The sequence below is a fragment of the Rhizobium sp. T1470 genome (assembly GCF_042140505.1).
GTDB lineage: Bacteria > Pseudomonadota > Alphaproteobacteria > Rhizobiales > Rhizobiaceae > Rhizobium > Rhizobium favelukesii.
Window position 1 is genome coordinate 1,257,541 of sequence record NZ_CP148091.1, and the last position, 23,465, is coordinate 1,281,005.

At 60.9% G+C, this 23,465-nt stretch carries 22 protein-coding genes, 2 tRNA genes and 1 pseudogene; 14 read left to right on the forward strand and 11 right to left on the reverse strand.

Annotation, left to right across the window (positions count from 1 at the left end; genetic code table 11):
- Positions 1–38 precede the first annotated feature (38 nt).
- The 4 genes from WGT02_RS06305 to WGT02_RS06320 all read left to right on the forward strand — a co-directional run bounded on the left by WGT02_RS06305 (position 39) and on the right by WGT02_RS06320 (position 3,149).
- Complete coding sequence (locus WGT02_RS06305) at positions 39–368, forward strand: NIPSNAP family protein (protein ID WP_024315817.1); 330 nt, start codon at positions 39–41, stop codon at positions 366–368.
- Complete coding sequence (locus tag WGT02_RS06310) at positions 365–718, forward strand: antibiotic biosynthesis monooxygenase (RefSeq protein WP_024315816.1); 354 nt, start codon at positions 365–367, stop codon at positions 716–718. The genes WGT02_RS06305 and WGT02_RS06310 overlap by 4 nt, the downstream gene beginning before the upstream one ends.
- A gap of 655 nt (positions 719–1,373) precedes the next feature.
- Complete coding sequence (locus WGT02_RS06315) at positions 1,374–2,504, forward strand: site-specific DNA-methyltransferase (protein ID WP_024315815.1); 1,131 nt, start codon at positions 1,374–1,376, stop codon at positions 2,502–2,504.
- A 177-nt stretch (positions 2,505–2,681) separates the two neighbouring features.
- Positions 2,682–3,149, forward strand: coding sequence for a DUF6790 family protein (locus WGT02_RS06320; RefSeq protein WP_024315814.1), 468 nt, complete (start codon positions 2,682–2,684; stop codon positions 3,147–3,149).
- Here the strand turns inward: WGT02_RS06320 and WGT02_RS06325 are convergent.
- From WGT02_RS06325 to mutY, 3 genes are read right to left on the reverse strand one after another with little or no spacing between them, the layout of a single operon-like run.
- Positions 3,137–3,502 (reverse strand): nuclear transport factor 2 family protein, encoded by a 366-nt coding sequence (locus tag WGT02_RS06325; protein ID WP_024315813.1) that lies wholly within the window; start codon positions 3,500–3,502, stop codon positions 3,137–3,139. The genes WGT02_RS06320 and WGT02_RS06325 overlap by 13 nt on opposite strands.
- Before the next feature lie 2 nt (positions 3,503–3,504).
- Complete coding sequence (locus tag WGT02_RS06330; protein ID WP_024315812.1) at positions 3,505–4,113, reverse strand: HAD family phosphatase; 609 nt, start codon at positions 4,111–4,113, stop codon at positions 3,505–3,507.
- A gap of 3 nt (positions 4,114–4,116) precedes the next feature.
- A complete protein-coding gene (mutY, locus tag WGT02_RS06335) occupies positions 4,117–5,208 on the reverse strand; it encodes an A/G-specific adenine glycosylase (protein WP_024315811.1) in 1,092 nt (363 codons plus the stop codon).
- A gap of 97 nt (positions 5,209–5,305) precedes the next feature.
- Between mutY and WGT02_RS06340 the strand changes: the two genes are divergently transcribed.
- From WGT02_RS06340 to ppdK, 4 genes are all read left to right on the forward strand, one after another.
- Complete coding sequence (locus WGT02_RS06340; RefSeq protein WP_024315810.1) at positions 5,306–5,794, forward strand: DUF721 domain-containing protein; 489 nt, start codon at positions 5,306–5,308, stop codon at positions 5,792–5,794.
- Positions 5,795–5,952: 158 nt separating this feature from the next.
- Positions 5,953–6,648, forward strand: coding sequence for a DsbA family protein (locus WGT02_RS06345; protein ID WP_024315809.1), 696 nt, complete (start codon positions 5,953–5,955; stop codon positions 6,646–6,648).
- A 78-nt stretch (positions 6,649–6,726) separates the two neighbouring features.
- Positions 6,727–10,188: a chromosome segregation SMC family protein gene (locus WGT02_RS06350; RefSeq protein WP_208248633.1), complete on the forward strand. Its 3,462-nt coding sequence runs from the start codon at positions 6,727–6,729 to the stop codon at positions 10,186–10,188.
- A 396-nt stretch (positions 10,189–10,584) separates the two neighbouring features.
- Entirely contained in the window at positions 10,585–13,302 is a 2,718-nt protein-coding gene (gene ppdK, locus WGT02_RS06355) for a pyruvate, phosphate dikinase (RefSeq protein ID WP_208248630.1), read from the forward strand.
- Here ppdK and WGT02_RS06360 read toward each other — a convergent pair.
- Positions 13,235–13,510: a hypothetical protein gene (locus WGT02_RS06360; RefSeq protein ID WP_082321173.1), complete on the reverse strand. Its 276-nt coding sequence runs from the start codon at positions 13,508–13,510 to the stop codon at positions 13,235–13,237. The two genes, ppdK and WGT02_RS06360, sit on opposite strands and share 68 nt — an antisense overlap.
- Positions 13,511–13,704: 194 nt before the next feature.
- On the opposite strand from WGT02_RS06360, the gene WGT02_RS06365 reads away from it, so the two are divergent.
- A complete protein-coding gene (locus WGT02_RS06365) occupies positions 13,705–13,950 on the forward strand; it encodes a hypothetical protein (protein ID WP_024315806.1) in 246 nt (81 codons plus the stop codon).
- A 1-nt stretch (position 13,951) separates the two neighbouring features.
- Here the strand turns inward: WGT02_RS06365 and WGT02_RS06370 are convergent, their stop codons facing one another.
- Positions 13,952–14,338, reverse strand: coding sequence for a hypothetical protein (locus WGT02_RS06370; RefSeq protein WP_208248628.1), 387 nt, complete (start codon positions 14,336–14,338; stop codon positions 13,952–13,954).
- A 219-nt stretch (positions 14,339–14,557) separates the two neighbouring features.
- Between WGT02_RS06370 and WGT02_RS06375 the strand changes: the two genes are divergently transcribed.
- The gene (locus WGT02_RS06375; RefSeq protein WP_208248626.1) at positions 14,558–15,466 is read left to right on the forward strand and encodes a DUF1499 domain-containing protein; all 909 of its coding nucleotides are present in this window, start codon (positions 14,558–14,560) and stop codon (positions 15,464–15,466) included.
- A 48-nt stretch (positions 15,467–15,514) separates the two neighbouring features.
- Here WGT02_RS06375 and WGT02_RS06380 read toward each other — a convergent pair whose 3' ends face one another.
- The 3 genes from WGT02_RS06380 to WGT02_RS06390 are packed head-to-tail and all read right to left on the reverse strand — an operon-like array spanning position 15,515 to position 17,182.
- A complete protein-coding gene (locus WGT02_RS06380) occupies positions 15,515–15,964 on the reverse strand; it encodes a thiol-disulfide oxidoreductase DCC family protein (RefSeq protein ID WP_024315803.1) in 450 nt (149 codons plus the stop codon).
- Positions 15,965–15,967: 3 nt separating this feature from the next.
- Positions 15,968–16,885 carry an MBL fold metallo-hydrolase gene (locus WGT02_RS06385; protein WP_024315802.1) on the reverse strand — a complete coding sequence of 306 codons (918 nt, stop codon included), beginning with the start codon at positions 16,883–16,885 and terminating at the stop codon, positions 15,968–15,970.
- Positions 16,886–17,182 carry a cupin domain-containing protein gene (locus WGT02_RS06390; RefSeq protein WP_208248624.1) on the reverse strand — a complete coding sequence of 99 codons (297 nt, stop codon included), beginning with the start codon at positions 17,180–17,182 and terminating at the stop codon, positions 16,886–16,888.
- 162 nt (positions 17,183–17,344) lie between these two features.
- Here WGT02_RS06390 and WGT02_RS06395 point away from each other — a divergent pair.
- A tRNA-Gln gene (locus WGT02_RS06395) sits at positions 17,345–17,419 on the forward strand.
- A gap of 387 nt (positions 17,420–17,806) precedes the next feature.
- Here the strand turns inward: WGT02_RS06395 and WGT02_RS06400 are convergent.
- Complete coding sequence (locus tag WGT02_RS06400) at positions 17,807–18,220, reverse strand: hypothetical protein (RefSeq protein ID WP_024315800.1); 414 nt, start codon at positions 18,218–18,220, stop codon at positions 17,807–17,809.
- A 270-nt stretch (positions 18,221–18,490) separates the two neighbouring features.
- On the opposite strand from WGT02_RS06400, the gene WGT02_RS06405 reads away from it, so the two are divergent.
- From WGT02_RS06405 to istB, 3 genes are all read left to right on the forward strand, one after another.
- Positions 18,491–18,567, forward strand: a tRNA-Pro gene (locus WGT02_RS06405).
- Between the two features lie 756 nt (positions 18,568–19,323).
- The gene (gene istA / locus WGT02_RS06410) at positions 19,324–20,796 is read left to right on the forward strand and encodes an IS21 family transposase (protein WP_208245170.1); all 1,473 of its coding nucleotides are present in this window, start codon (positions 19,324–19,326) and stop codon (positions 20,794–20,796) included.
- Positions 20,793–21,689 (forward strand): IS21-like element helper ATPase IstB, encoded by an 897-nt coding sequence (gene istB / locus WGT02_RS06415; RefSeq protein WP_208245168.1) that lies wholly within the window; start codon positions 20,793–20,795, stop codon positions 21,687–21,689. The genes istA and istB overlap by 4 nt, the downstream gene beginning before the upstream one ends.
- Before the next feature lie 49 nt (positions 21,690–21,738).
- Here the strand turns inward: istB and WGT02_RS06420 are convergent.
- Together WGT02_RS06420 and WGT02_RS06425 are read right to left on the reverse strand one after the other, a co-directional pair.
- A pseudogene (locus WGT02_RS06420) lies at positions 21,739–22,190 on the reverse strand (transposase); the annotation flags it as partial.
- A 348-nt stretch (positions 22,191–22,538) separates the two neighbouring features.
- A protein-coding gene (locus WGT02_RS06425; protein ID WP_375679387.1) for an IS5 family transposase occupies positions 22,539–23,302 on the reverse strand; the annotation gives its coding sequence in 2 pieces (ribosomal slippage) (positions 22,539–22,966 and positions 22,966–23,302; 765 coding nt in all).
- Positions 23,303–23,465: the final 163 nt, after the last annotated feature.

A 23,465-nucleotide genomic window follows, 5' to 3' on the forward strand; every position in this document is an offset into this window, starting at 1 on the left:
ATGTGCGAAAACTGTTTCCAGATAACAAGGAGACGACGATGATTACCTGTTTCATCCGCTATGAGATCGATCCGTTCAAGAAGGACGCCTTTGCCGAATATGCCCGCAACTGGGGCCAGGCGATCCCGCGCAATGGTGCCGATCTGATCGGTTATTTCGCACCGCATGAGGGCTCGGCGACGACCGCCTACGGCGTCTACAACATCGAGAGCCTCGCCGCTTACGAAGCCTATCGCGTTCGTCTTGCGACCGATCCGCTCGGCAAGGAAAACTACGAGTTTGCCAAACGCGAACGTTTTCTCCTGAAGGAAGATCGCATCTTCCTCAGGAACATTTCCCTGCCTCACGCAAAGCTGGTGATGCCATGATCGCTGTAATCTTCGAAGTTCTGCCCTTCATGGGCGAACGCCACACCTATCTCGATCTCGCCGGCGAGCTTCGGGGTGAACTGGAAAAGATCGACGGCTTCATCTCGATCGAGCGCTTCGAAAGCCTTACCAACCGCGGCAAGCTGCTCTCGCTGTCCTTCTGGCGCGATGAAGAGGCAGTAAGGGCATGGCGAAACCTGGAGGCACATCGCGCCGCCCAGCACGCCGGCCGCAACGGTATCTTCGCGGACTATCGGCTGCGCATCGGCCATATCGTCCGCGACTACGGCATGAACGAGCGAGCGGAAGCTCCCGCCGATAGCCGCAAGGAGCATGACGTCGCGGCTTAGATTAGGCCCCGTTCGCGAAACGCACAGATCGTCGATGGCGCCGCGGAGCCGCGCAATCTCATCGACGATTACACCCCAAAATATCTTGCCGGAGAGACCGTGATATTCGTGGCGTCCGCCGTTTCCGATTGCTTTGATCTGCGGCCAAGGAACCTCTGGACGGATTGCCTTGACGTCTTCTGGCAGGGCTCGGCTTGCGTGCCGGATTTCGCGCGGCATCAAAAGACCTGCCTGGTCGATTCTTCGATCCTTGATCGAAGGCGCGGATGCAAACCGTCACGCGTTGTAATGTCCACGGAGGCGTCAAGCCTTTCCCAGAGCATCAGCTTGATGCTGATCAGGTCGAAAGCGTTGAAACGACTGCTCGGGTCGTAATCGATGAACAATCGATATCACCTTCCCGTTCCGCCTCATCACGGGAGACCGAGCCAAACAGATAAAGCGAAGTAGCACCGAGTGCGCGGATCGCTTCGGCGTTGCTCTTCAATCGTTCGATTGTTCGCTCCTTCCCATGAAATCTGTCTCTAGCATTCCGCTGCGCTTTTCCACGAGACGAGTTATTTTCCTGAAATCGCTCATGCCTTCAGGCTTTGGTAACCAAACTGAGTAACCATAACAGACAGTAAAAGCGTAATGTGTATGAGCGAGTTTCCAGATGGCGTCAGTATTTCCGCTTGCCGATCTCAAGGCCTCCGCAAAGCCGGACTCCTGGATCGACACGATCATCAAGGGCGATTGCGTTGCTGCCCTTGAAGCCCTGCCGAACCATTCCGTAGACGTTATTTTCGCTGACCCGCCCTACAACCTCCAGCTCGGTGGCACCTTGCATCGTCCCGATCAGTCGCTGGTCGACGCCGTCGATGACGAATGGGATCAGTTTGCCTCCTTCGAAGCCTATGATGCCTTCACCCGCGCCTGGCTGCTCGCCTGCCGCCGCGTGCTGAAGCCGACGGGCACGATCTGGGTGATCGGCTCCTATCACAATATTTTCCGCGTTGGCGCCACGCTGCAGGACCTGACCTTCTGGATCCTGAACGACATCGTCTGGCGCAAGACCAACCCGATGCCGAACTTCAAGGGCCGTCGCTTCCAGAACGCGCATGAGACGATGATCTGGGCGAGCCCGAACGCCAAGGCCAAGGGCTACACGTTCAACTACGACGCAATGAAGGCGGCGAACGACGACGTGCAGATGCGCTCCGACTGGCTGTTCCCGATCTGCAGCGGCAATGAGCGCCTGAAGGGCGACGACGGCAAGAAGGTGCATCCGACACAGAAGCCGGAAGCGCTGCTTGCCCGCGTCATCATGGCCTCCTCGAAGCCAGGCGACATCATACTTGACCCGTTCTTCGGCTCGGGCACGACGGGAGCCGTCGCCAAGCGCCTCGGCCGCCACTTCGTTGGCATCGAGCGCGAGCAGGATTATATCGACGCAGCTTCCGCTCGCATCGAAGCGGTCGAGCCGCTCGGCAAGGCCGAACTGACCGTCATGACCGGCAAGAAGCAGGAAGTCCGCGTGGCTTTCAACGTGTTGGTCGAAAGTGGTCTGATCAAGCCCGGCCAGGTGCTGACCGATGCGAGACGCCGTTACAGCGCGATCGTTCGCGCTGACGGCACTGTCGCCTCCGGTGGCGAGGCAGGTTCCATTCATCGCCTTGGGGCAAGGGTCCAGGGTCTTGATGCATGCAACGGATGGACATTCTGGCACTTCGACGACGGGCAGTCCCTGCGCCCGATCGACGATTTGCGGTCCGTTATTCGCAGTGATCTGGCAAAGGCGGAATGACACCCGCTTCGACCTGACGAGACTGCCTTCTTCCGGTGTTTTGTACCTCCAGTTACGGAAGAAGGCCTGGCGCCCGGGGATCAACACCCCGGGCGCTCTTCATTTTGGCTCGCGCGGCGGCGCAATTCCGTGTCATGTATCGGCGACTGATGATCCGAAGCAGGCAAGGAACCCGCCATGTATTTTGCGATCATACTGTTGCTGATGCTTGTTCTGCCGTTGGGCTCCGTTGTCGCCGAAGCGCTCTGGAGCACAGATGCAAACCTCGTCTTCCTCGTCGGAAAATGGTTCGTCTTCTGGGGCGTAGGCCTGCGTCTGCTTGTTGCCAGCCTGAAGCAGATCATCAATCCGGCCTTCACGGCCGAGACGATTTTCGGTGTGACCGATCACAAAGCCCAGTCGCTGGTGCAGGAGATCGGCTTTGGCAACCTGTCGATCGGTATGTTCGGCGTGCTCAGCCTCTTCGAGCCGCAGTGGATTGTCCCGGCAGCGATGACCGGCAGCCTGTTCTACGGGCTTGCCGGTCTCAAGCATCTCCTTGAGCCGGCCAGAAACCGGTCGAGGAACATCGCCATGATCTCCGACCTGTGGCTCTCTTTTGTGCTCGTCTTCTATCTTTCCGCAGCGTTGTTTCAGAACACCTGATAGTCCGTCACTTCGACGTGGGTGACACGACCATCTTCGTTGAAGGTGATCGTCTCTTCGCCCTCCCGCACCAACGGTTTTCCCGTTTTGCTGTGCGTCGCGCGAACCGACCACACGGCGCGGCCGGCATTCGGGCTGACCTTCTCGACCAGCGTGTCGATTGCCGTCTGGTCCGGGTAGTCGTCGAAATACTTGCAGAAGGCGACCATGATGTCGGCTCGCCCGGAAAGGCTTCCAACACCATTCGAGACATAGGTCGCATCCTGCGCGAAGCAGTTCTCGATCGTATCGAAATCCAGCGCATTGATGGCGCCGTGGAAGCGCTTGATTTCCTCAACCGGATCGAATGCCATGGTCAGACCCTGACGCCGCGCGCTGCAAGATCGGCACGCAGCTTGTCGGCGCCGGTAAAGAGAACCGCATCCCAGCCGGCGGCTTTGGCGCCCTCGACGTTGGGGGCGGAGTCGTCGATGAAGATCGTCGCCGCCGGCTTGAGGCCGAAGCTCTTCGCATGCGTTTCGTAGATCGCGATATCGGGCTTGATCAGGCCGACGTCGCCGGAGACCGTGACGCCGCGCGGCTTGGTCAGGAACGGGAAGCGGACCTGTGCCTCGCGGAAGGTGTCGGATGCGAAGTTGGTGAGCATCGTCACATCCTTGCCGTCGGCAATCAGGCCCTCCATGATCGCGACGCTGTCGTCGTAGGAGTGCGGGACCATCTCATGCCAGTGCTTCCGGAACGCGCGGATATGCTCCTCACGATCCGGATGAACCTCGATCAGCAGGGCTTCGGCATCGGCCCAAGTGCGGCCGCGGTCCTGCTCGACGTTCCAATCATGGGTGCAGACATTCTCGAAGAACCACTTGCGCTCGCCATCATCAGGAATGAGGCGGCTGAATGGAATACTCGGATCGTAATGGATGAGAACTTTTCCGATGTCGAAAACAATATGATCAATGGGCATCGATTAATCCTTGGCATGTTTGAACGCGAGCGGGATAGCCGCGGCGATTGCTTTTTTCATGACAGTCGGCAGCGCCTGCGAGTCAAGATTTGTAACCGCTTCCCACCAACCGTTATCTGTTTGAATTAGAGAAGCGATCGCGGCCCGGTAGATCGAAAGCCGGAGTTCGAAATGGGTGAAGACGTGGATCACTGTCCCGCAAGGCTCCCAGGCTGCCGGGAAAGGCGCCGCATCGGCCGACGTCGCTCCGTCCTGTCGCGCCGTCCAATTCGTCGTCGGCACTTCGGTCATGCCGCCGAGCAGGCCGCTCTCGATGCGCCGCCGTAGCAAAATGTCGCCATCCGCCGTCACCGCGATGAAGGCTGCGCCATGGCGAACCGGCTTTTCTTTCTTGGTCGCCTTGACCGGGAAATGCTCGGGATCGTGCAGGCGCAACGCTTCGCACGATCCCCGGAAGGGACAGAGCGAACAAGCTGGCCGCTTCGGCGTGCAGATGGTGGCACCGAGATCCATCATTGCCTGCGCAAAGTCGCCGGGCCGGTGCTGCGGCGTCAGTAGCCCAACCTTCTGCTTGATCAGTGGCTTGGCTGTGGGCAGCGGCGCGGCGATCGCGAAGAGGCGGGAGATCACACGCTCGACATTGCCGTCCATGACCGCGGCTTGCCGGTTGAAGGCGATCGCCGCCACTGCGGCAGCGGTATAGTCGCCGATGCCGGGAAGCGATTTCAGACCCTCTTCGGTGCTTGGAAAGACGCCATCATGGTCGCGTGCCACGGCCTCGGCGCATTTCTTGAGGTTGCGGGCGCGGGCGTAATATCCGAGCCCGGCCCAAGCCGCCATCACGTCTTCGCTGGCGGCATCGGCAAGATCCCGCACGGTCGGCCAGCGTGCCAGGAAGTTGGTGAAGTAGGGCTTTACCGCTGGCACCGTGGTCTGCTGCAACATCACCTCGGAGAGCCAGACATGATAAGGATCGGCCTTGATGCCGCGCGCCGCCATCGGCGGCGAAACCCGCCACGGCAGGTCGCGATGGTGCCGGTCATACCAGTCGAGAAGGGGCTTGGCGGCGCGCGCGTCCAGTGTCGTCGATGTCATCATTTGCCGTCGTCAGGGGAAGTGCCCTATACTTGGCGAAGCAATGCCGCGCGATCAAGGCAGTGGCGCCGGATGGCAGCGCGATGTGAAGGTTTCGATGAGTTATCCACGCAAAGGTGAAAAGCAGATCTCCGAATTGGCGAACGGGCTGATCGATCCGGTGCTTGCAAAGCGCGCCGGCATCAACACGGCGCTGCTCGGCTCGTGGGACGAGATCGCCGGCGCGGAATTTGCCGATTGCACCCGGCCCGAAAAGATTGCCTGGGCGCGCGGCAATGATGACGGAGGCTTCCGCCCAGGTGTGCTCACGATTGCCTGCGAGGGCGCCCGAGCACTCTTTTTGACCCATGCGCAGGGCGAACTCATCCAACGCGTCAACAGTTTCTTCGGCTTCGCCGCCGTTCACCAGATCCGCATCGTCCAGAAGCCTGTTTATCAGGCGGTCAAGCGCTCCCGCACGCCCCCGCCTCTGAAGGGTGCGGCGGCCGCAAGGCTGGAGGATATGATGGAGGGCATCGAGGGCGACAGGCTGCGCGAAGCGGTGAAGCGTCTCGGCACGGCCGTGCTGGGGAAGCGCGGTCGCTAGCGCCTTCCAAGTATTGTCGCGGCAATTCTGTCCGATTTAATCTGGCCGTCCAACCAAGGTCACAATTCTTTGAAGAAAGTTGGCGAAGCGTGCCTTGTTCAGGGCTTCGAGCCGTTATATCGCACTGTCAGCCACTACTCTCATTCATGGGGAACTTCATGCCGATTTCCGAAATGCAACTGACGAAACGCCAGCTCCTGGGCGGCGTGGCTGCCGCGACCGCGTCGACCCTGGCCGGTTTCGGCACCGCGCGTGCCGCCACCGAAATGCCGCAGTCCGATGGCGACGTCGACATGGCCGCCGTCCTGGAGCCGGGCGAGTTGCCGGAAATGGCACTCGGCAAGGAAGACGCCCCGGTCAAGATCGTCGAATACATGTCGATGACCTGCCCGCACTGCGCCCACTTCCACACGACGACCTTCGACGAAATCAAGAAGAAGTACGTCGATACCGGCAAGGTGCGCTTCATCATCCGGGAATTCCCGTTTGATCCGCGTGCGGCTGCCGCCTTCATGCTGGCCCGCTGCAATCCTTCCAAGCCGGAAGAATTGAGCACGGCCGAACAGTATTTTCCGATGGTCGCCATGCTGTTCAAGCAGCAGCAGACCTGGGCTGCCGCGGACGATGGCCGCGCTGCACTGCTTCAGATGTCCAAACTTGCCGGATTTACTGAGGATAGCTTCACGAAGTGCTTGACGAACCAGAAGCTGCTGGATGAAGTGAACGCAACGCGGGAAAGGGGTTCCAAGGAGTTTGGCGTCAATGCCACGCCGACTTTCCTCATCAACGGCAAGCGCTATTCTGGAGACATGACGGTTGACACCATGTCGGCCCTTATCGAGAGCCTGCTCTAGCCTGAACCGTATCCGATCGACGGGCGACGGCGGAAGCCGTGCGCCCGTCGTTTGCTTTGTGCCGCGCGGGGGCGCCGCATGAAGTTCAACAAGCTTCGCGTCGTCGGCTTCAAGTCTTTCGTCGAACCCACCGAATTCATCATCGAGCGTGGATTGACCGGTGTCGTCGGCCCGAACGGTTGCGGCAAGTCGAACCTCGTCGAAGCGCTCCGCTGGGTGATGGGCGAGAATTCCTACAAGAACATGCGTGCGTCCGGGATGGACGACGTCATCTTCTCCGGCTCCGGCAATCGTCCTGCCCGCAACACCGCCGAAGTCGCTCTCTATCTCGACAATGGCGAGCGCACCGCGCCTGCCGCCTTCAACGATAGCGACGAAATCCAGGTCACTCGCCGCATCGAGCGCGAGCAGGGGTCGATCTATCGCATCAACGGCAAGGAAAGCCGCGCCAAGGATGTGCAGCTTCTCTTCGCTGATGCCTCCACCGGCGCCCGTTCGCCGTCGATGGTGGGGCAGGGGCGTATCGGTGAGCTAATCTCGGCAAAGCCGCAGGCCCGCCGCCAGCTCCTGGAAGAGGCAGCTGGCATTTCCGGCCTGCATTCGCGCCGGCATGAAGCCGAGCTTCGCCTGCGTGCTGCCGAAAGCAATCTCGAACGCCTCGACGACGTGACCTCTCAGCTTGAGAGCCAGATCGAGAGCTTGAAGCGTCAAGCCCGTCAGGCGAGCCGCTTCAAGTCGCTGTCCGCAGATATCCGCGCCCGGGAGGCGATGCTTCTGCATATCCGATGGGTTCAGGCCAAGGAAGCGGAAGCCGAGGCAGATAGCGCGCTCAATCAGGCCACGGTCATCGTCGCCGAGAAGGCGCAGATGCAGATGGAGGCTGCCAAGGCCCAGGGCATTGCGAGCCTCAAGCTGCCGGAACTGCGCGAGGGCGAAGCGCGTGCCGCCGCCGCGCTGCAGCGCCTGCAGATCGCCAAGACGCAACTCGAGGAGGATGCCAACCGCATCCTGCGCCGTCGCGATGAACTGACCCGCCGCCTTGCGCAGCTCGGCGAGGACATTCGCCGCGAGGAGCGGCTGGTCGCAGACAACGCCGCGATCTTGGCGAGGCTCGATGCCGAAGAGACCGAAATTGCCGAGATCCTTGCCGATTCCGGTCGGCTTGCCGAAGAGACGCGCGGGGCTTTCGAAGAGGCGGCCGCCAAGCTTGCCGACAGCGAGCGTGTCTTTGCAGTGCTGACCGCCGAACGCGCCGAGGCTGCAGCCGGGCGCAACCAGCTCGAGCGCGCCATCCGCGACCTTGCCGATCGCAAGATGCGCCTTGAGCGGCAGATGGACGAGGCCAATCGCGAGCTCTCCGCAATCGGCGAAACGATTGCCAGCCTACCCGATCCGGACGAGAAGCGGGCCGTGGTGAAGGCGGGCGAGCAGGCTGTTGCCGAGGCGGAAGCCGCGATCCAGGGTGTCGAGCAGGCCTTGGCCGCTGCCCGCCGGACCGAAGCTCTTTCCCGATCACCGGTCGATCAGGCGCGCGCCAAGCTGAACGCCATCGAAACCGAAGCCCGGACCATTTCGCGCATGCTCGCTGCCGGTGCCGCCGCAGGCGAATTTGCGACGGCCGCCGATCAGTTGCGCGTCGACCGCGGCTTTGAAACGGCGCTCGGCGCCGCGCTGGGCGACGACATTGAATCCCCGCTTGATCCCAAGGCGCCGGCTCATTGGTCTGGCAATGGCGACGGTGCCGCGGATGAAGCGCTGCCAGCCGGCACGACGCCGCTAATTGACTATGTTCGCGCCCCTGCCGCGCTAATGCGTCGCCTGAAGCAAATCGGCCTTGTCTCCAGTTCGGATGCTGCAGCCTTGATGAGGGACCTTAAACCCGGCCAGCGTCTTGTGACCAAGGAGGGCGCCGTCTACCGCTGGGACGGCCATGTCACCGGTGCCGATGCCCCGAGCGCGGCCGCGCTGCGGCTGGCGCAGAAGAACCGGCTCGCCGAACTGGAAAACGAAGCCGCACTTGCCCGCGACTTACTCACCGAAGCAGAGGAACGGTTGGCGGGTGCCGTCGATGCCATTGGCCTTCAAGAACAGCGCCTCGCCGAGGCGCGTGAAACAAGCCGCATCTCCGCTCGGCAACTCGCCGAGGCGCGCGAAGCGCTGGCCGTGGCGGAACGAGCCTCCGGCGATCTCATCCGTCGCCGCGATGTCATTGCCGAAGCGGTCAGCCAGCTTCAGATCCAGCTTGAGGATCTCTCTGTCCAGGAAGAGAACGCCCATATCGAGCTGGACGATGCCCCTGATCTAACGGCGATCGACGAGCGGCTTCGGTCGCAGCAGGTCGAGGTCGCGACCGACCGGGGCGCGCTCGCCGAAGCACGGGCCCGCCATGAAAGCCTCGACCGCGAAAACGAGGCCCGCCAGCGCCGCATCGTTGCCATCGGGCAGGAACGCGAGACCTGGCGCCAGCGCGCCGCGAGCGCCGAGGATCACATCGCCACGCTTCGCGACCGCGAGGAGGAAGCGCGCGAGGAAGCGGCCGAGCTCGAAATGGCTCCCGATGAGTTCGACGACAAGCGACGCGCGCTGTTGAACGCACTCCAGAAGACCGAGGATGCGCGCCGCCACGCAGCCGATGTGCTTGCCGAAGCCGAGCTCGTGCAGCGCGATGCCGACCACAAGGCGGCGACGGCTCTCTCCGAGCTCGCCGAGAGCCGCGAGCGCCGCGGTCGCGCCGAAGAACGCCTGGTATCCGCCCGTGAAAAGCGGCAGGAAACGGAGGCGCGAATTCGCGAGACCCTGAACGTCGCGCCCCATGAGGCACTTCGGCTTACCGGACTGGAGTCGCTGCAAACAGCACCTGACCTTCGCGAGGTCGAGCGCGAACTCGAGCGCCTCAAGATGGAGCGCGAGCGACTTGGCGCGGTCAACCTGCGCGCCGAGGAAGAACAGGAGGAGCTGAGCGGGAAACTCGAGGCACTGATCAAGGAGCGAGACGACGTGATCGACGCGATCCGCAAGTTGCGTGGCGCGATCCAGAGCCTCAATCGCGAGGGCCGCGAGCGGCTGATCGTTGCGTTTGATGTCGTCAACGGCCAGTTCCAGCGCCTCTTCACCCATCTTTTCGGCGGAGGCACGGCCGAACTGCAGCTGATCGAGTCCGACGATCCGCTCGAAGCCGGTCTCGAAATCCTCGCCCGTCCGCCAGGCAAGAAGCCGCAGACGATGACGCTCCTTTCGGGCGGCGAGCAGGCGCTAACGGCAATGGCGCTGATCTTTGCGGTCTTCTTGACCAATCCGGCACCGATCTGCGTTCTGGACGAAGTGGACGCCCCACTGGACGACCACAATGTCGAGCGCTATTGCAACCTGATGGACGAAATGGCTGCGTCCACCGAGACGCGTTTCGTCATCATCACGCACAATCCGATCACCATGGCGCGCATGAACAGGCTGTTCGGCGTGACGATGGCGGAGCAAGGGGTATCGCAGCTCGTGTCCGTCGATCTTCAGACGGCTGAGCAACTGCGTGAGATCGCCTGAGCAAGCGGCCGAGAAAAGCCCAAAAAAAGTCTGCCGGAATTGGGATATCTCCCCCTTCAGATGATGTTTTCGTACCGATCTTGTATTAGAGATTGCTTCATGTCGCCGCCGAATGACCGCGAAAGCGTATCGGCAGCAGAGTTTCCTGCGCGACGCGCTCGGAGCAATACGCTTTTGGCTCCGACAGTCGTATGGGCGGAACCCCCCGTCCGGTTTTCCTGGCCGGACGGACATAAGGCTTTGCGGGACTTTGTTGCAGTCCCGCAAAGCTTTTTTTCCCTTCAATTGCTTCAGTCTGTCGCAGTTATTGTGCGTCGCAACATTTCGGCCGCATTTGTCGATTTTCATTTCAACACCAACGGATTAAGTTGATCCGGATTTGGTGTTGGGGGGAATATGACCAAGTGGGTCTATACATTTGGCAGTGGTCAGGCAGAGGGCAGTGCCCTCGACGGTGAGCGCTTGGGCGGCAAAGGCGCAAACCTCGCGGAGATGTGCAATCTCGGCCTTCCTGTCTCTCCCGGTCTGACGATCATTGCTGACGCCTGCTCTGCTTACTACAAGAACGAGCGCCAGATTGCCGAAGAGCTGAAAGTGCAGGTCCGCGCCGGCATCGAACGCATCGAGGAAATCACCGGCCGTCGGTTCGGTGCGGGTGATCGGCCGCTGCTGCTGTCCGTGCGCTCCGGAGCGCGGGTTTCGATGCCAGGGATGATGGACACCGTCCTCAATCTCGGCCTCAACGACGAGACCGTCCAGGCGCTCGGCCACGACGCCGGCGACGCACGTTTCGCCTGGGATAGCTACCGGCGTTTCATCCAGATGTATGCCGACGTCGTCATGCGTCTCGATCATGAGGTGTTCGAGGAGATACTCGAGGATGAGAAGGCGCGCCTTGGCTATGAGTTCGACACCGAAATGACCGCCAGCGAATGGCAGCACGTGGTCTCGCTCTACAAGAGCGTGATTGAGGAAGAACTGGGTTTGGAATTTCCCCAGGATCCCGAGGTGCAGCTTTGGGGGGCAGTCGGCGCCGTATTCGCCAGTTGGATGAGCGCCCGTGCCGTTACCTATCGCCAGCTTCACAATATTCCCGAAGGCTGGGGAACGGCGATCAACATCCAGGCCATGGTCTTCGGCAATCATGGCAATTCGTCCGCGACGGGTGTTGCCTTCACGCGCAATCCTTCGACGGGCGACAAGTCGCTCTACGGCGAATTCCTCGTCAATGCGCAGGGCGAGGATGTCGTCGCCGGCATCCGCACGCCGCAGAGCATTACCGAGGAAGGCCGTATCAGTTCCGGCTCCGAGCGGCCGTCCATGGAAAAGCTGATGCCGGATGCCTTCAAGGAGCTGTCGCGCATCTGTTCCGAGCTTGAGACGCATTATCGCGACATGCAGGACATCGAGTTCACCATCGAGCGCGGAAAACTCTGGATGCTGCAGACGCGGTCCGGCAAGCGCTCCACGCGCGCGGCGATGAAGATTGCCGTCGACATGGTAGATGAGAAGGTGATCACCGAAGAGGAGGCGGTGCTGCGCATCGAACCTTCGTCCCTGGATCAGCTCCTGCATCCGACGATCGATCCGCGTGTTGCACGCGAGGTCATCGGCAGCGGCTTGCCGGCGTCGCCCGGCGCAGCCACCGGTGAAATCGTCTTCACGGCCGAGGAGGCTGTGACGGCGTCCGATGAGGGGCGCAAAGTCATCCTGCTGCGCGTCGAGACCAGTCCCGAAGACATCCATGGGATGCATGCAGCCGAGGGCATTCTGACGACGCGTGGCGGCATGACCAGCCATGCCGCTGTCGTCGCGCGTGGCATGGGTATCCCCTGTGTCGTCGGGGCCGGCAGCATGCGCATCGACGCCCGCAACGAGCGCCTGATTGGCGTCGGTGTCACGCTGAAGAAGGGCGATGTCATCACCATCGACGGCTCGGCTGGACAGGTGCTGAAGGGCGACGTGCAGATGGTCCAGCCTGAGCTTTCGGGTGATTTCGGGCGCATCATGCAATGGGCCGATCGGGCACGCCGCATGACCGTGCGCACAAATGCCGATACGCCGGCAGATGCGCGCGCAGCTCGCTCCTTCGGGGCCGAGGGCATCGGCCTTTGCCGCACCGAGCATATGTTCTTCGAGGGCGACCGCATTCATCTGATGCGCGAGATGATCCTTGCTGAGGACGAGACCGGCCGCCGTACCGCTCTCGACAGGCTGTTGCCGGTGCAACGGCACGATTTCACCAGCCTGTTCAATGTCATGCACGGACTGCCGGTGACGATCCGGCTGCTCGACCCGCCATTGCACGAATTCCTGCCGAAGACGGACGAGGAGATCGCCGACGTTGCCGCTGCGATGGGCATGGACGCGGCGGCGCTGCGCCTGCGCGTCGATGCGCTGCACGAATTCAATCCGATGCTCGGGCATCGCGGCTGCCGGTTGGCAATCTCCTATCCTGAAATTGTCGAAATGCAGGCGCGCGCCATTTTCGAGGCGGCCGTCGCGGCAGCCCATGAAACGGGTGCGGCTGTCGTGCCAGAGATCATGGTGCCGCTTGTCGGGCTGCGCTCGGAACTGGACTACGTCAAGGAGCGCATCGATGCCATCGCCGGGGACGTAATGGCGGAGGCGGGTATGCGGATCGATTACTTGGTCGGCACGATGATCGAACTGCCGCGCGCAGCTCTCAGAGCCCATATCATTGCAGAAGCGGCGGAATTCTTCTCCTTCGGCACCAACGACCTGACGCAGACGACCTTCGGCATCTCGCGCGATGATGCATCCGCCTTCATTCCCACCTATCAGCGCAAGGGAATCATCGAACACGATCCCTTCATTTCGCTGGATTTCGATGGTGTCGGGGAGTTGATCCGCATTGCCGCCGAACGCGGCAGACGGACGCGCAACGACATGAAGCTCGGAATCTGCGGCGAACATGGCGGCGATCCCGCATCCATCCATTTTTGCGAGGAAATTGGATTGGACTACGTGTCCTGTTCACCCTTCCGCGTGCCGATTGCGCGGCTGGCCGCGGCGCAGGCGGTGATTACCAATGGCGCCAGTATCGGCGGCCATAGTAAGGATGGTCGAGATCGTAAGCCATCTGCATCATGAGCATATCACTGTCGTAGCGGGCCTGTGCACGGCGATAGAGATCGATGCGTTGCAGGCACGCCGCAAAGCCATCCGTGCCACGTCTGAAACCATAGTGTAGGCATTGCGTCTCGTCGGCGGCGTGCCGCTGCTCCGGCGTCAGCGTTTGACATGCCGAGAGGCAAGTGGCGGCTGCGGCAAGTGCGAGAGATAAAGCGAGAATGCGCATCGGCGTGTCTTTGCAACGAAAATTCCCCACAGGCAGATGACGCTGATCGCGGCTTACAGTCAACTAAAAGAACGGCTTAGGGTTGATGTTGCTCTTTGGGATCGCGCCCAGCCACCCAACTTGGCGCGCGGACGGCTTTCGCCGGACCGGGATCGTCTGTAAGAAGGCTGCTCGGACGACATTGGAAGGCAAGCATGGCACTGCGCGATCGATTCTCGAAGAAACTGACCTGTCCGCAATGCGGCAATACCGGCTTTGCAGAAGCCTCCGAGATCGACGATGCGAAACGCAAGCATCCGGGCTTCAGCGTCGATCACCTGCCGCGCGGCTTCTTCGTCCAGCGCGCATCCAATCATCAGGAAACCTGCATGATCAAGTGCGAGTGCGGGCGAAAATTCCCATTCCGCAGCGTGGCGGAAGCGGCAGCCCAGCGCGACTAGGTCAGAACCGTGCGAGGACCTTGACGAAGGCCTCGGCGAAACGGGCGAGGTGGGCTGTCGCAGGGTCCGGCGCTTCCATGCGGATTTCGGTGCCGCTGTGATCGAGCACGGCAAGAACGACGCGCATTTGCTGTTCGGACGACGGGATACGAAGCACGGCGATCCGCTTGCAGTCGTCCATCAATCCTTCGGCCGGAAGATCGAAGAGAAGTTCTCCCCCGGCCTTGGCCGAAGCCACGCGGACTGTCTCGCAGAAGTCGGATTTGCCATCGTATCCGTCGAGCGACAGTTCCAGTTCCAGAAGCTCCATCGGCAGAAGTGGATCCGCATGATCGGCTCTCCTCAGCGGCGGCGCCTGGGTTCCCGATGCAAGCCCCGGTGCAATCATTGCCCTTCTCCTGTTGGTCGGTGTGCGACGCAATCTACACAACCGCAAATCAAGGAATATCAGAAAATGCTTACGCACGCCATTGTCGTCTTCTTCGTGGATTGCGCCCCCCGGATCGACACAACAGTTTCAATTTAGGCGAATCTTGCACTAAACAAGTCGAGGGCGATTTTGCGCGTTCATGCGGGACGCGCCGCTTGCGACTCACCGGTAAGTTTGATGGCAATCCGTTTCGACCGCCCTGTTTCAAATGCCGCCCGCTTCTCGCGACGCTTGGGGGCATTTGCACTGGTTCTCTGCCTTGCGGCTCTGGTTGGTCACCGCTTCGCCGGCCTTGTCACGCCATACCTGGTGCTGGTTCTGCTCGTTTCGGCCGGTTTCGCGCTGCTGGCGGCGCTGCTTGCCGTTGCCGGGCTGCGCAGCCTTTGGCTGACCGGTGCCGAAGGCGGGCTTGATGCGCTGAAGGCCCTGATTTTTGCTGCTCTTCCGCTTGCGATCGGCGGGATTGCGGTCGAGCGTTATTTCATGCTGCCGGCTATCTATGATGTATCGACCGATCTCGTCTCCGCGCCGGATTGGCTGAAGACGCCGAACGCCGATCAGATCTGGCTGAAGCGCCAGCCGGCGGTGACGCCGGAGGACCGTGAAAAGCAGCTCGAAGCCTATCCGGAACTCACAGGCCGTCGCTATGACGGCGCGATCGATCGTGTGCTCGAGGCCGTCAAGAAGGTCGCCAAGCAGGGCGGCGTCCGTATCACCCGCGCCGACGGCGACAGCGAGCCAAACCGCGATCTCGAAGACCGGCCGGCGAAGCCGCAGCCGGACGAAGGCGCGGTTGACGAAGCGCCGGAGGCCGTGCCGATCCCGATACCGCGGCCCTATGACGACGATGTGGCGCTGTTGATTCGCCGGGCTAATGGCGTGACGCTGCAGGGCGAAACCCGCACCCTCGTCCTCGGCCTGCGTTTCGACATCGTCATCCGCCTGCGCGAAGAAGCAGAAACCACCCTCGTCGACGTTCGCGTCGCCTCGCGCTACGGCCCGCACGACCTTGGCCTCAGCGCCGATATTGCTGAGGATTATCTAAGGGCTCTCGATTCCGAATTGCTCGGCATCGCCGGCAGCTAATCGGTCCGCATTTTGGCGATCGATTGAGCGGCCTTCGCCGCCGGACAGCTATCCCAGGAAGCGGTCCTTAAGCTCAGGGCTCGGCACGAAGCAGGTCTGGCGTTGGCCGGCAATTCGAAGCCGGTTGCGGGCGATAAGTTCGTAAAGCCTGTCGGCAAGTCCCTGCGGCAGCACCCGAAGGATCTTGACCAGCGACCAAGGAAAGCCGAGGCCTGCAAGCATCCGGATTGTGCCTCTCGACTTGAAGTGGGCGCTCCCGTCTTCGATCAGGATGTTGGTCTCGTAGTCGCGCTCGTTCAGTCCATAGTGCCGGTAAAGCGCTTCCCCGAGCGGCGACTGCGCCGCGAGGAAGCGATAGCGCTTCGCCTTGTCATGCCTCAGGACGAACTGGACCCAGGTGGAGCAGAACACACACGCTCCATCGAAGACGATGAGCGGCTTGTCATCGGCAAAGGTCGGCACAGCGACGTCGGCACGGTAACTGTAGGCATTGCCCATGAGCTATCTCCGCGTCGCAGGCCGGTACGATCCGAGCAGGGCAGGCGGGTCGTCCGTTTCGACCTCGCCGCGCTCTACCAGGTCCTCGATATGGGCAAGAACCGAAAGGGCCGCGGCGCCGTGGAGGCGCGGATCGGTCTCGCGATAAATCACCTTCACCATCTCGGGAATATTGCGATCGCCGGCACGGATGCGGCCGAGCACGGCGCGTTCGCGCATCCGCCGATGGGTTTTGAGCGCCCGCATGAACGAGATCGGCTTGCGGACTGGGCCCCCATGGCCGGGAAGCAGGAGACGATCGTGCCGCGCGATCAGCTTGTCGAGGGACGTCATGTAGTCGGACATGGAGCCGTCTGGCGGCGCGACGATGGAGGTAGCCCATGCCATCACATGATCGGCGGAAAACAGGATGCCCGTTCCCTCGAGCGCGAAGGCCGCATGGTTGGCGGTGTGGCCCGGCGTCAGCACGCCCGTCAGCCTCCATCCGTCGCCCTCTATCGTCTCTCCGTCGCCGATCGCAATGTCGGGCCGGAAATCCACGTCAGAGCTCTCGTCGAAGGGATTGACCTCGCCTTGGTGCAGCGGACGGGCTGCGCGGTGTGGCCCCTCCGCAACGATCTGCGCACCGGTAGCGGCCTGCAGGCGCCGAGACAGTGGGGAGTGGTCGCGATGCGTATGGCTGACGAAGATATGCGTGACTTCGCGTCCCCCGAGCGCTGCCATCAACGCCTGGAAATGCGCCTCGTCCTCAGGGCCGGGGTCGATGACCGCTGTGGAACCATGACCGACGATATAGCTGTTGGTGCCATGGAAGGTGAAGGGACTTGGATTGTTGACCGTGATCCGTTGCACGCCGGGGGCAATCGGAAGAGCCTGGCCGTACGCTGGCTCAAAGGCAAGATTGAACTCGGGACTTGCCATCTATTTGTATTCGATCTCGACGAAGGACATCGGCTGATCGCCGGCGTTGACGACATTGTGCTCGATGCCGGCATCGCGCCGGTAGGCCGCGCCCTTGGCGACATCGACCCTGCGGCTTTCACCCTTTTCCTCAAGCAGAAATTGGCAATCGGTCATCGGCACGACAACGTAGCCCAGACCATGCGTGTGAACGCCAGTGTCCGCCCCCGGCTCGAAATCCCAACGCGTGATCCGAACCACGGCATCGTCGAGCAGCAGCGTTGCAAGGGCAGGCGGGCGGGCGCGGTACTGGCTCATCGTCACTCCTGATCGTCTTGGACGGCTGACCCGAGACCTAGCATGGCGACGCAAAAAGCGCACAGAAATATGCCGTGGCCCGAAACTTAATGATTGTGACTGCCGGCGAGCTTTGCTAAGCAGGCGTCGATTTGGAAAGCGGTCTCCGCTTTCAAGCTCTGGTGGGGCGTCGCCAAGCGGTAAGGCACCGGTTTTTGGTACCGGCATTCCCAGGTTCGAATCCTGGCGCCCCAGCCATCCGACTGTTGCTCGCCTCTTGCTCGCCACATACCCCTGAACTTTCGCCACTGAAATTGAGCAAGCCAAATCGCAGGCGGCGGCTTCACAATGCTTGCTCTTAAATGCTATCTTCGGTTGCGCTGGTGGCGTGGCATCTCGTTTTACAACGAGCGAGGATTGGGCGAAGCTTCTCGTCTGGTCGTTCCGGCTTCTCTGAAAGGTTGGCGCCGGAGATTCTGGACAATCGGTCGGCCAGAGTGCGCACCTCGGAAGCCGGCTTTGCCGAGGCAGCCGAGCCAAAGGGGAACGCGACCAAGTGTGTGGCCGTCGATTGACGATCGGTGTTTGCGCTCGTCGAAAAGCGACCCGCCGGGCCGCCTTCCAAATTCGCTCGCTCTGAACCTCTTACTGCGTGGGCTGGGCCGGTGCCAGGAACTCGGCGCAATAGGACGGGCCGTTGACGCCGGGGATGTCGCCGACGACGCGGATGCTGCGGATCGTGTAGTCGGAGCTCGTGGCGATTTCCGCCTGGCAGCGCAGGTACTGCGTGCGTGCGGGCGAGATCTGCTTGCCGCGCTTGCCATCGGCACCTTCTGCGTATTTCGCCGGGACGCGAACCGTCTTGTAGCCGCCCTTCCAGGTGTAGTTGACGCCGGCGCCGTTCTCGGTGTCGCTGATCGGCGGGCCGAAGGCGGCGAAGAACTTGCCAGCCGACTGACCAACCCAGCGGCTGGAGATCGGATCGGCGGAGGTCGGAATCGTCGTGCAGCCGGCAAGCGCAATGGCAAGCCCAGCCGCGGCAAAGGTGCGGAGTGTCATTCTATCGTCCCTGAAGTTGTCGCGCATTCGACGGCGGGAAACGCTGGTCTGCAGCGGTTTCCGCTTGTCCCGCCGAGCGCTTTAGCGCGGAACCCGACAAAAGAAAATCGACCCACCTTCGCAATCGCAAAATTTGCCGCAAGTGTGTCTTTTTGCTCCAGTTAGCCCTGCGCAGAGGTGCGCCAGCCGCGCCGGCGAAAAATGCGCCGGCTTTTGAATTTTCGTGCTTGCGCAACAGGATGCGCCGGTCTATAGAGGCGCCGCTGGTCACGGAGTGTAGCGCAGTCTGGTAGCGCACCACGTTCGGGACGTGGGGGTCGAGTGTTCGAATCACTCCACTCCGACCAGCCGATAACCTCTTGAATTAAAAGAGGAAATGTCTCTCCCGAAACGCTCTCCGAATTTACGTCTCCTGAAATGTCTCCGGACTGAATCGGGGCAGACCCCTTATGCCTTCCTTCGAGTCGGCCAAACTTGCCGCAACATAGGTGCGCGCTGGCGACCGGGTCTTGATCGGAACATGACGATGTCCGTGGTCGATGTATGGCAGGACGGCCGGCCACACGAGACACCTCGCGCAGCGAAAAGGAAGCTTGAATTTGCACAATAGGGGAGGCCGAAAGCACCAGGAATGCGACAGCGCTTTTTGGGGAGCTTCTGACTGATAGACCATTGTGCGTGTGACCGGCCGAGGGCAATGTCGTTAGACCGAAGGGACCGAAGGTTGCACTGGAGACGCTGCACTAAGCCGCTCACTATCCGCCGGTATTTGGTTTTAGGGGTGCCGACTTAGACCTACCCATGGTCAAATTGAGTAGCCGAAACCATACATCTTACCCGGTGACGATAGGCGGATTGACGCCGGACGGCTCTGCGTGCGCGGCGACAAACAAGGTGAGACTCAGCGTCAATCAGGATGAGACTCGGCGGCGGGGGTGTGACGAAGGGAGGGCGTAGCCCGACTGGAGTTACACCCCCGCCGCGGCGCAATTTTTCGGCGTCTCATGATCGCGGTTGGCCCGGTAGCGTCGGTGATTTTCTGAGAATGGAGAATCACCTTTGTGCCGGGTCGCCATGTAACCGATCATCAGACGAGGCTTTTTATGAAGTACCGACAAAACAACCCCATTGAGGTCGCTGCCGCCAAGGCGTCGATCAGCCGGGCGACGGCTTACCGCATCGAGAAGGATGCGCGTCTTCCATCGCAGACCAAGCCGCCGCGCGACCGGCGTCGCCCCGATCCCCTTGAGCACATCTTCGACGCCGAGGTTGTTCCGCTCCTCAAGGCCGCGCCCGGCATCCGAGCGGTCGCCGTTTACAACGAGATGCTGCGGCGTCATCCAGAGCTGTCAGAAGGTGTTCGCCGTACGATTGAGCGTCGTATCCGATCATGGCGGGCTGTTCACGGTCAGGAGCAGGAAGTGATCTTCCGTCAGATGCACGAACCCGGTCGGTTAGGACTGTCGGATTTTACCGACATGGGCAGCCTCGGCGTGACGATCGCCGGCCAATCGCTCGATCATCTGCTTTATCACTTCCGGCTGGTCTGGTCGGGCTTCGAGCATGCCCATGTCATCCTGGGTGGAGAGAGCTTCGTCGCTCTGGCCGAGGGGCTGCAGAACGCCCTGTGGTCGGTTGGCGGTTCGCCGCTCTATCATCGCAGCGACAGCTTATCGGCCGCCTTCCGCAACCTCGATGCCGACGCCAAGGTCGATCTGACGCATCGCTACGACGAACTGTGCGCCCATTATCGCATGACGCCGACGCGCAACAACAAGGGCGTCGCGCACGAGAACGGCTCGATCGAAAGTTCCCACGGCCATCTCAAGAATGCGATCCGCGATGCTCTGCTGATGCGCGGAACCAGGGACTTTGGCGACCTCGGATCCTATCGCGCCTTCATCGATGAGATCGTCAGCCGCCGCAATGCCGCACATGGCAAGCGCATCGATGCCGAGCGCACGCATCTGCAAGCTCTTCCCGATCGTCGCACCACCGACTTCGAAGAGGTCATCGTCACCGTATCGAGCACCGGCGGCTTCGCCTTGCGCAAGGTCTTCTACACCGTGCCTTCCCGTCTGATTGGCCACCGGCTGCGGGTGCGTCTGTTCGACGATCGCCTCGACGTCTTCATCGGCGGCACGCATCTGCTGACATTACCCCGAGGCCGCGCCCATGCGAGTGGCAAGCACGATCAAGTCGTCAACTATCATCACGTCATTCATTCCCTGCGCAAAAAGCCGATGGCGCTTTTGGGGCTCGTCTATCGCGACAAGCTCTTCCCCAGGCCGGAATATCGCAGGACTTTCGACGCGCTCATCGAGCAACTGCCCGAGCGGCAGGCTTGCAAGATCACCGTGGAACTGCTTGCCTTGGCTCACGATCGCAGTTGCGAGCGTGAACTGGCCGAGGAGCTTGCCAAAACGCTCGACGCCCACAAACTGCCTGATCTGGCGGCTTTGAGAGCGGTCTTCAGCCCGGACCCGGATCAGTTGCCGATCGTTCATGTGCAACTCGCGTCGCTCAATGGTTATGAAGCCCTGATCGGCACGGCCTATGCGGGAGAGGTCGCATGAAGAGCAACATCCACACAGTCGATGAAGCCCGCCTCGGCATCATGCTCAACGAACTGAGGCTGCCGACGATCAAGACGTTCTGGCACCAATTTGCCGAGCAGGCCGATCGGGAAGGATGGCCTGCTGCCCGTTTCCTCTCGGCCATCGCCGAGCATGAATTGGCCGAACGCGCCCATCGCAGGATCGAAAGACACCTCGCCGAGGCCCACCTGCCACCCGGAAAGACGCTCGACAGCTTCGCCTTCGACGCTGTTCCCATGGTCTCCAAGGCCCAGGTCATGGCGATTGCAGCCGGCGATAGCTGGCTCGCCAAAGGCGCCAATATCCTGATGTTCGGTCCGCCCGGCGGCGGAAAGAGCCATCTCGCCGCAGCCGTCGGCCTCGCGCTAATCGAGAACGGCTGGCGCGTGCTCTTCACCCGCACGACCGATCTCGTCCAGAAGCTTCAGGTCGCGCGGAGGGAGCTTCAGCTCGAAGCCGCCATCGCAAAGCTCGACAAGTTCGATCTTCTCATCCTCGACGACCTGGCCTACGTCACCAAGGACCAGGCCGAAACGAGCGTGCTCTTCGAACTCATCTCCGCAAGATATGAGCGGCGTTCCATCATGATCACCGCCAATCAGCCCTTCGGAGAATGGAACCGCGTCTTTCCAGACCCGGCCATGACGCTTGCCGCGGTGGACCGACTTGTCCATCACGCAACAATCTTCGAGATGAATGTCGAAAGCTACCGGCGGCGTTCGGCCATGGAAGCCAAACGCCAGCGCGGCAGACCCGCCTCATTCGCGACAATCAAAAGCTCTTCCCAGCTTGTCGCGGAGCGGCAATCAGAACACGATGAAACTCTTGCCAGCGACAATCAACATGATAACTTCGCTCCAACCGCGACATAAGAATCTCATCCAGATTGTCGCTCGCGTCTCATCCTGATCGTCGCGCTATATCTGCGTCTCGTCGAAGCAGGATGAACAGCCGACGATAGCCAAAGCGCCGTCGTTCATTTGCGAGGTTGCGTAACTTCGCTCGCAACTCGACCTCCGGCGGTCGGCATCGGTAGCGGATCGACTTGCGGTCGGCGGATATAATCTGGCAGGCCCGCCGTTCCGAAAGACTTATGGCGGCCTTCAGATGTGTGACGGCATCACGATTGGCGGCAGGCCCGACCGTTTTTTTTGAAGAAGCTCGCGGAGTGCGGCTGCCAGCATATGCTCGCCAAGCAGTTTCTTCAGTCTGGCATCCTCATCTTCCAGCGCCTTTAACCGCTTCGCCTCGGACACTTCCATGCCGCCATATTTGGCTTTCCAGTTGTAGAAGGTCGCTTCCGAGATGCCGTGGTTGCGGCAAAGGTCGGCCGTTTTCGCGCCAGCTTCCTGCTCACGCAAAACGCCGATGATCTAATCAATTCTGGAGGAAATTCGCAGTGGCAGGTCACAGGACTTCTATCTTGGGATGGTGACTAGTCATAATGGGCACATTACTTCGCAGACTTATCAAGTGGGAGATCGTGTCCGGATATTCATGGGGCCATTACACAAAACGAGACATAACTTGAGGGGAATAACGGTACATTAACTCATAATTAGTGGTTGCAGCATAATTGTTTGCTCAGTCAGTCTATGGCGAATCTCATCGTCTAGGCTCAACGATGTTCGGGTTTGGTCCTGTCGAATGTCGAGGTTTAGGAGACGGTCGTTTCACGCACCGTGCGCATGATGCCTTATCCTAAACATTAGGGCGTCGACTCATAAACTCTGACACCAGATGCGCGCCGCGACAAGTTTGACAGCGGCGAGATAGTTTTCCGGGCGCTTGTCGTAGCGTGTGGCGATACCTCTGAACTGTTTGATCTTGTTGAAAAACCGCTCCACGAGGTTTCGCTGCCGATAAACCCAGCGCGAGAATGAGAAGGAGCCCGTCCGATTTGCTTTGGGCGGGATGTTGGCCCAGGCTTTGCGCGCGGCCGCCTTAGCCCGGATGGCGTTGCTGTCATAGCCCTTGTCGGCAAGCAGGATGTCGCCTTCGCCGAGGCTGTCAGTCAGCGCATCGGCTTCAGTGCAATCAGCAATCTGCCCGCCGGTCAGACGGAGCGTGACGGGCCGACCTTCAGCATCGACGAGCGCGTGGATTTTGCTCGTGAGCCCGCCGCGGGAACGTCCCATGCCACCATCGTCTTGATCCCCTTTTTTCCCGTGGCCGCGTGCTGGTGAACGCGAACACAGGTCGAGTCGATCATGACGATGTCGCCATCGTAAGCTTCTGAAACCGCTTCAAGAAGCCGATCCCAGACACCAGCCTTCCGCCAGCGGACGAAGCGGTTGTAGCAGGTGGTTGGCGGCCCATACCGCTCAGGAACTTCCGCCCAAGGAGAGCCTGTTCGGAAGCGCCAAAGGATGCCATTCAACACCCGTCGGTCGTCGACACGGGGAACGCCGCGCGGCTTGTTGGGAAGAAGTGGCGAAATAATCGACCATTCCTGGTCCGTGAGTTCGTAGCGGCGGCGTGTCATCATGGCTCCTCATTCGGAAGCCTTGAATCACGAGGCACGCAAAACGCCAAGAACATTAATGGGTTTACGCCCTAGCTCCTTCGAGCGATGTCTTCCGAAATATTTTGTCTAAGCGTCTCGGCCATGCAGTTGTGCACGGCGCGAACCCTCCACCTATGGACTG

Bases quoted from the DNA above. Each gene is read 5' to 3' on its own strand.
- WGT02_RS06360 (WP_082321173.1), bottom strand. From the start codon at position 13,510: ATGCGCATTCTCGCTTTATCTCTCGCACTTGCCGCAGCCGCCACTTGC.
- WGT02_RS06340 (WP_024315810.1), top strand. From the start codon at position 5,306: ATGAGTTATCCACGCAAAGGTGAAAAGCAGATCTCCGAATTGGCGAAC.
- istB (WP_208245168.1), top strand. From the start codon at position 20,793: ATGAAGAGCAACATCCACACAGTCGATGAAGCCCGCCTCGGCATCATG.
- WGT02_RS06385 (WP_024315802.1), bottom strand. From the start codon at position 16,885: ATGGCAAGTCCCGAGTTCAATCTTGCCTTTGAGCCAGCGTACGGCCAG.
- WGT02_RS06400 (WP_024315800.1), bottom strand. From the start codon at position 18,220: ATGACACTCCGCACCTTTGCCGCGGCTGGGCTTGCCATTGCGCTTGCC.
- WGT02_RS06365 (WP_024315806.1), top strand. From the start codon at position 13,705: ATGGCACTGCGCGATCGATTCTCGAAGAAACTGACCTGTCCGCAATGC.
- WGT02_RS06345 (WP_024315809.1), top strand. From the start codon at position 5,953: ATGCCGATTTCCGAAATGCAACTGACGAAACGCCAGCTCCTGGGCGGC.
- WGT02_RS06330 (WP_024315812.1), bottom strand. From the start codon at position 4,113: ATGCCCATTGATCATATTGTTTTCGACATCGGAAAAGTTCTCATCCAT.
- istA (WP_208245170.1), top strand. From the start codon at position 19,324: ATGAAGTACCGACAAAACAACCCCATTGAGGTCGCTGCCGCCAAGGCG.
- WGT02_RS06370 (WP_208248628.1), bottom strand. From the start codon at position 14,338: ATGATTGCACCGGGGCTTGCATCGGGAACCCAGGCGCCGCCGCTGAGG.
- WGT02_RS06325 (WP_024315813.1), bottom strand. From the start codon at position 3,502: ATGGCATTCGATCCGGTTGAGGAAATCAAGCGCTTCCACGGCGCCATC.
- WGT02_RS06305 (WP_024315817.1), top strand. From the start codon at position 39: ATGATTACCTGTTTCATCCGCTATGAGATCGATCCGTTCAAGAAGGAC.
- WGT02_RS06380 (WP_024315803.1), bottom strand. From the start codon at position 15,964: ATGGGCAATGCCTACAGTTACCGTGCCGACGTCGCTGTGCCGACCTTT.
- WGT02_RS06375 (WP_208248626.1), top strand. From the start codon at position 14,558: ATGGCAATCCGTTTCGACCGCCCTGTTTCAAATGCCGCCCGCTTCTCG.
- WGT02_RS06320 (WP_024315814.1), top strand. From the start codon at position 2,682: ATGTATTTTGCGATCATACTGTTGCTGATGCTTGTTCTGCCGTTGGGC.
- mutY (WP_024315811.1), bottom strand. From the start codon at position 5,208: ATGACATCGACGACACTGGACGCGCGCGCCGCCAAGCCCCTTCTCGAC.
- WGT02_RS06310 (WP_024315816.1), top strand. From the start codon at position 365: ATGATCGCTGTAATCTTCGAAGTTCTGCCCTTCATGGGCGAACGCCAC.
- WGT02_RS06350 (WP_208248633.1), top strand. From the start codon at position 6,727: ATGAAGTTCAACAAGCTTCGCGTCGTCGGCTTCAAGTCTTTCGTCGAA.
- WGT02_RS06390 (WP_208248624.1), bottom strand. From the start codon at position 17,182: ATGAGCCAGTACCGCGCCCGCCCGCCTGCCCTTGCAACGCTGCTGCTC.
- WGT02_RS06315 (WP_024315815.1), top strand. From the start codon at position 1,374: ATGGCGTCAGTATTTCCGCTTGCCGATCTCAAGGCCTCCGCAAAGCCG.
- ppdK (WP_208248630.1), top strand. From the start codon at position 10,585: ATGACCAAGTGGGTCTATACATTTGGCAGTGGTCAGGCAGAGGGCAGT.